This is a genomic window from Streptomyces sp., assembly GCF_031178505.1.
In the GTDB taxonomy this organism is placed as follows: Bacteria; Actinomycetota; Actinomycetes; order Streptomycetales; family Streptomycetaceae; genus Streptomyces; species Streptomyces gulbargensis.
This window is the reverse complement of the sequence record NZ_JAPSIW010000435.1, coordinates 1-5,960: the sequence shown is the minus strand read 5'-3', so window position 1 is coordinate 5,960 and position 5,960 is coordinate 1. Positions and strand designations below refer to the sequence as shown.

Genomic DNA, 5,960 nt, shown 5'->3' with positions numbered 1-5,960 from the left:
TAGGCGGCGGCGGGAGGCGGGGGCCATGGGCGTGGGGGGTGGAAGGAGGGTGGGCCTGGCCCTACCGAAGGGTGGGGGTCGGGGTGCGGGGAGCCGGGTGCGGCCCGGGATGGGCGGAGCCGGGTGCGGCTCAAGGTGCGGGGAGCGGGTGCGGCTCAAGGTGCGGGAGGCCGGGGTGCGGCTCGCGCCCCGGCCTCCCGCCCGGCTCCGTACCCGCCCCCGGTCTTTCAGGGGCCGGCCGGTGACCGGCGTACCGTCAGAACTGCACGTCCGAGCAGGCGTAGAACGCGTTCGACGTGTCCGCGACCGTCCACACCGCCAGGATGAGGTGCCGGCCCGTCTTGCCCGCCGGGATCGTCCCGGAGTGCGAGAGCGTCGACGGCGGCTGCTGGCTGTTGTAGGGGACGGTCAGGAACGGCTGGGGGTCCAGCGCGGCCCGGGTCAGCTTCTGGCTCGGGTCCCAGCCGTTCCTGGTGATGTAGTAGCGGAAGTCGGTGGTGCGGTGGCGCGCCGTGAACTGCCAGCGGAAGGTGTAGCTCTGTCCCGCCGTGACCCGCGTCGCGGGCCAGGTGCCGCCCCGGGGGTCGTCGAGCTGGGCGAACTGCGTGAGCCCGGCGGAACAGATCTTTCCGTCGGCGGGTCCGCCCGCGGGGAAGCCCTTCGGCCCCTCGACCGACTGCGGCTCCCACTGGATGGAGCCGCAGTTGCTCACGGTGCCGTTGGCGCACAGCTTCTGACGGCTGATCGGCGAGTCGGTGTAGCCGTGGCTGTTCGCGGTGCTGGTGGCGAGGAGGGAGGCGGCTGCGACGCCGAGCGCCACGGCCACCACCCCTGTCTTTTTGCGCATGCTGTCGCTCCAGGAGAACGTGGGGGTGTTCTGTGGGCTGTGCTGCACGCGTGCGGTGACACTGATTCCGGTCTAGACCAAGTATCAAGGTAAAGACGAAAGTTGAACATGTCCATACCGGCGGAGAGGCCGGGAAAGGCAGCTCACGCGCCCTCTCCCGACCCCGTACGACCGGTGTAGAACGCCACCGTCAGATCCTTCACCAGCGCCTTGCGCTCGTAGTCGTCCAGCTCGACCAGACCACGACTGGTCAGCCGGTGGACCACGTCGTCCACGGCGTCCACGACCGAGGTCAGCACGCTGTCCCGGTGCTTGGCGTCGATCGCCGCGATCCGGCGCCGGCGCATCGCGGCCGCCACCTCGGGGGCGTACTCGATCCGCGTCGGCTGCGCCGAGAACACGTCCAGGCCGACCGGGGCGCACTCCGCCGACAGCATCCGCGTCAGCGCCTCCCCGACCGCCTCCGCGTCCCGGAGCGTCGGCGCGTCCTCGTGGAAGGCGTCCGCCGGGAGCTGCGAGAGCACCCGCGCCATCGCGGCCTCCACCTGCTCCCTCAGATACTCCTCGTGGCCGTCCACCCCGAGCGCCGCCCGGACGGTGTCCCGCACCCGCCAGACCACCAGGACGACCACGTCGAGCGCGGTCCCCTTCGCGTCCACGGCGGGCAGCGGCTCGCTGCGCCAGTGCCGCAGCCGTACGTCGACCCGGCGGCGCAGCAGCAGCGGGCTGATCCAGACGAGTCCGGTACGGCGGACGGTGCCGCGGTAGTCGCCGAACAGGGTCAGCACCCACGCGTACCCGACCCGGCCACGGCCGAGCCCGCCGAAGGCGAACAGGGTGAGCACCACACCGAGGGCGAGCAGCCCCCACTGGCCGAGGTGGATGCCGTGGTACGGGCGGTGCGGCAGCCGCAGCATCCGCTCCAGCTCACCGGGCACGACTCCGGTCCACCACACGACGGCCGCGCACGCGGCGAGCGCGAGGGCCCCGCCGGCGATCCCCAGCCAGCCGGGCAGGACGGACGCGGGGCGTTCGACGAGGTCCGGGTCGGCGGTGGGCGCGGGGCGGGCGGCGGGCGTCCTCACCCGCTCCTCCCCGGCCCCCTTGCCCCTCCTGTCCCCGGGCGGGGTGGCGGGGTCGGGGCGGCGGACCCGGAACCCGGCGGTCCCGGTCGGCGGTGCCATGGCCACGGTGTCCGGCCCGCCGTCGTCGCCCACCGGGACGGAGGCGGTGGCGGGGCCCGACGCGTCCCGGAAGAGGAGGTGCACGGGGATGGAGCCCGTGGTCTCCGTCCCGATGACGTTCTTGCGCCGTACCGGCCTCGGGGTGGCGGTGCCGACGCCGGCGATGGTGATGGCCCCGAGGTCCGGCAGCTCGTACTCCGGCTTGAACACGGGCACCTCGGCGGCGGCCGGCGCCTTGGCACCGTCCTCGGCGGGCCTCGCGTCGGGCCCCGGCTCGCCCCCCCGCCCGCCGACCCGCGAAGCGGTGGCGCCCTGGACCCCGCCGGGGCGGGTTGCTGGAGCGGAGCCGGCGGGGCGGGCGCCGGGCCGGCCGGCGGAGCCGGGGCCGGTGTCCTGGGCCGTACCCGAGCCGGCGAGGCGGGCGCCGGAGGCGGTGGCGTCGGGTGCCCCGTTCGCGGCGGCCGGACCCGGCCGGGCGGCGGAGGTGGTGGGGCCGTCACCGGGCCTGCCGGAAGGGGCCGGGCCGGTGCCCTGGGCCGTACCCGAGCCGGCGGGGCGGACGTCGGGGGCAGCGAGGCCGGGAGCGCCGTTCGCGGCGGCCGGACCCGGCCGGGCGTCGGAGGCGGTGGGGCGGGCGCCGGAGGCGGTGGGGCCGGGGGACCCGTTCACGGCGACCGGACCCGGCCGGGCGGTGGGACCGGGGGGCTGGGAGCTTGCGGGCGTGCCCGGCGGCGTGGTGACCGGGGCGCCGTGGTCGCGTGAGTTCCCGTGGTCCCCCGAGGGCCCGGACACCTTCGACGGGACGGGGTCGGCGGCGGCCCCTCCGGCGGGAGGGGGGGTGCGCGCCTCGTCGGTCTCCGTGAGCCGGGGCGTCCGTTCCGGTCCGGCGGACGTGGCCGGCTCGGCGCCGTCGGTCTTCGGCGGCACGACCGCGGTTTCCTCCGTGGCGGGCCGCGCGTGCGCGGGCCGTCGGGCCGGGGCGTCCCCCTCGGTGGGGGCCGTCGACGGCGAAAGGGGGGCTCCGGTGCCCCGTACGGCTTCCGCACCCGCCGGCGCGGCGTCCGGCCGCCCGGCCACGGGGTCCGCCCCCCGGGTGAGGAGGCGGACGTGGGTCGGGGGCTCGGGCGGCGCGGAGACGACCGCGGCGGCGGCCGAGGGCGCCGGGGCCGCCGCGGACGGCTCGGGTCCGTCGGCGGACGCGGGCGCGGTCGGGGCCGCGGCCGGGGGTGTGGCGCGGGCCGGGGACGTACGGGGCAGCGTGCCGTCCGTCAGGCGTCTGGCCGTGCGCGCGGCGTCACGCGAGGCCGCCGCGCCGGAGTCCGGCGGGTTCGGGGTCGATGCCGTCATTCGGGTCCACCTCATGCTCTCGGGGTCATCGGAACAAACGCCGCCAGGTCTCCGGGCCCGGGTAGCCGTCGGCCGCTCCGCCGCGCCAGCCCTGAGCCCGCTGGAACGCCTCGACGTTGCGGCGGTCCGCCTCCGTCCAGCGCGGACCGGGTCCCGACAGGTAGTGCTTGCCGAAGCCCCGCTTCACCAGTTGTTTGCCCAGCTTCTCCACATATGCGTTGGATTGGCCCGGACGGAAGTAGCCACGCCCGGGAAATGCCGTCGCATGTGCGCTCGGACCGCCCGAACCACTCGAACCGCCGATGCTCCGGCCGCCCCCGGTCACGAGGAGCCGCCAGGTGTGCGGGCCGGGCAGACCGTCGGCCTCCTTGCCCTTCCACCCCTGGGCACGCTGGAAGGCCTGGGTCGCGCGCCGGTCGGCCTCGCTCCAGCGCGGGCCGGGGCCCTCGCGGTAGAACTTCTTGCCGCCGCGGGCGACGAGGAGCTTGCCGAGCCGCGTGACGTGGGGGTTGCGGGCACCGGGTCCGAACATCGCCGTGCCGGGGTAGGCCGACGCCGCGGGCGCGGAGGGGGTGGCCGGGTCGGTGGGCGGCGGCGTGGGGGTCGACCCGCCGCCGGTGCCGCCGCTGACGACACCCTTGTAGCGGTAGGCGACGTAACGGTCGGAGTTCTCCCAGTACGCCATCGGCGTCGCCTGCTTCCGCGTGTGCGGCTTGGTCTGCTCGTACGCGACGTAGGCGGTGTGGGTGTAGTCGGTCCAGCCGCCGAAGATCGTGACGTGCGAGCCGCGCGTCGGGTTGGCCGGGTTGTGGAACAGCAGGATGTCGCCGGGCTGGAGCTCGGCGCGTTCGATGCGGGTGCCGAAGCGGTCGAGGCTGCCGGTCCACTCGTTGCTGCGCAGGTTCCAGGCCATGGAGATGTAGCCGGAGCAGTCCTGGCGGTAGCCGTCCGTCCAGTACTTCTCCATGGAGTACGGGACCTTCGCCGCGACCCACTTCTTGGCCCGGTTGATGATCTCCGCGCGGGTCGTCGTGTTCAGGGACTCCGTGGAGATCTGACTGGTGGAGGGGAGGGAGCCGGGGGACGGCTGGGAGCCGGGGCCGGGCGCTCCGTGGAGCGGTTCACGTCCGCCCTGCGGGGTCTCCGGCCCGTCGGCGGGGGCGGCGCGCTCGCGGAGGACGGCCGGCTCACCGGCGGCGGCCGGCGCGCGGCGTACGGAGGACGCGGCGCCGTGGACGGCCGGGGCGTGCGCCTCCCCGCGGTGGCCGGGACCGGCGGGGTGGGCGCGACCGGCGGCGTCCGCCGGGGTGAACGGTTCCACCAACGGGGAGAGGGCACCCGCCGCGGCCCCTCCCCCGCCCAGGACCACACCGGCCGCCGTCACCAGGACCAGTGCGCGGCGGGGGCCGTGCGCCGCCGGGTGGCCACCCAGCCGGACGGGCAGGCCCAGGGCGAGGTCACGCCGCTGCCGCGCACAGCCCGGGCAGCCACAGTCGGCCGCGGGTTCGACTTCCTCGAAGACCGGCACGCTCATGCGATTCCCCTCCACACTCGTCAAGATCTTTTGGGCCTCGGTTGGGCGCCAGTGTCTCAACTGTCTGGACAAATCGCATTTTGACGGATTGAAGGCCTGATACGACCATCCGACAGGCCGGAGGCGACCGGTATTGGTCAGGAGCACACCTTCGCGTCAGGTAGAGTTATCCCTGTCAGCAGGCGCCGCTAGCTCAGTTGGTTAGAGCAGCTGACTCTTAATCAGCGGGTCCGGGGTTCGAGTCCCTGGCGGCGCACCGACGGAGAAAGCCCCTCGCGAAAGCGAGGGGCTTTCTCGGCTTTCCGTCCCCTGCCGTCCCTTTCCGGTCGCGTCCCGGAGGGGCGGCGGAGATCGGCGGGGCGGGCGGGGCCGCCCGGGATGCCGGCGCGGGGTGCCCTGGAGGGCGAGCAGGGCGCGGTGGCCGGGACGGGATCTTCCGCGACCGCCCGGGGTACGACCCCGCGCACGGCGTACGGACATCCGGGGCCCCTCCGGGCGCGCGGCGCGCGGCGCGCAGGCGCAGGTGACACGGTGACGCCGGTGCCGCACGGGGCAAGGCCGCGCGGGACCCGGACGGCGTGGGCGCCCCGGGCAGGGCCGGTCGGCGCGGTGGGCCGCCACGGCCGGGCGGTGCGGTCGGCCCCGGCGCGGCCACCGGGGCCGGGCCCGGGGACCCGCACCCGCCGGCAGCTCGTCCGCCGTCGCTCGTCGGTCGTCAGTCGCCGGTCGACGCCGTCGCCGTCAGGTAGCCGGAGACCACCACGTTGGCCGTGTACGTGCCCGTCGCCCGGTCGAAGGTGCCGCCGCAGGTGATCAGGCGGAGTTCGGGGCGGTCGGGGTCGCGGGGACCGTAGGCCTTGGCGGGGTCGAAGCGGTCGCGAGGGAAGACCTGCACGTCGTCGATCGTGAATTCGGCGACCGTGCCGTCCGTCCGGGTGATGCGGACCTTCGCTCCGGGGCGGACCGCGCTCAGGCCGTAGAAGACGGCAGGGCGGGTCTCCGTGTCGACGTGGCCGACGAACAGCGCGGCGCCCGCCGCGCCCGGCCG

General features: G+C 75.6%; 4 protein-coding genes and 1 tRNA gene. 1 reads left to right on the top strand and 4 read right to left on the bottom strand.

Going from position 1 to position 5,960, the window contains the following annotated elements; genetic code table 11:
• Nucleotides 1-256 precede the first annotated feature (256 nt).
• The 3 genes from RIF68_RS24440 to RIF68_RS24430 form a co-directional block, all read right to left on the bottom strand.
• Complete coding sequence (locus tag RIF68_RS24440) at nt 257-847, bottom strand: lytic polysaccharide monooxygenase (RefSeq protein WP_309053448.1); 591 nt, start codon at nt 845-847, stop codon at nt 257-259.
• Between the two features lie 143 nt (nt 848-990).
• The gene (locus RIF68_RS24435; protein WP_309053447.1) at nt 991-3,378 is read right to left on the bottom strand and encodes an SPFH domain-containing protein; all 2,388 of its coding nucleotides are present in this window, start codon (nt 3,376-3,378) and stop codon (nt 991-993) included.
• 25 nt (nt 3,379-3,403) lie between these two features.
• Nucleotides 3,404-4,912, bottom strand: a complete 1,509-nt coding sequence (locus RIF68_RS24430; RefSeq protein ID WP_309053446.1) for a peptidoglycan-binding protein — start codon at nt 4,910-4,912, stop codon at nt 3,404-3,406.
• A gap of 182 nt (nt 4,913-5,094) precedes the next feature.
• Between RIF68_RS24430 and RIF68_RS24425 the strand changes: the two genes are divergently transcribed.
• A tRNA-Lys gene (locus RIF68_RS24425) sits at nt 5,095-5,168 on the top strand.
• 459 nt (nt 5,169-5,627) lie between these two features.
• On the opposite strand, the gene RIF68_RS24420 is transcribed toward RIF68_RS24425, so the two are convergent.
• The coding region (locus tag RIF68_RS24420; protein ID WP_309053445.1) for a sortase domain-bontaining protein at nt 5,628-5,960 on the bottom strand (333 nt) is incomplete at its 5' end.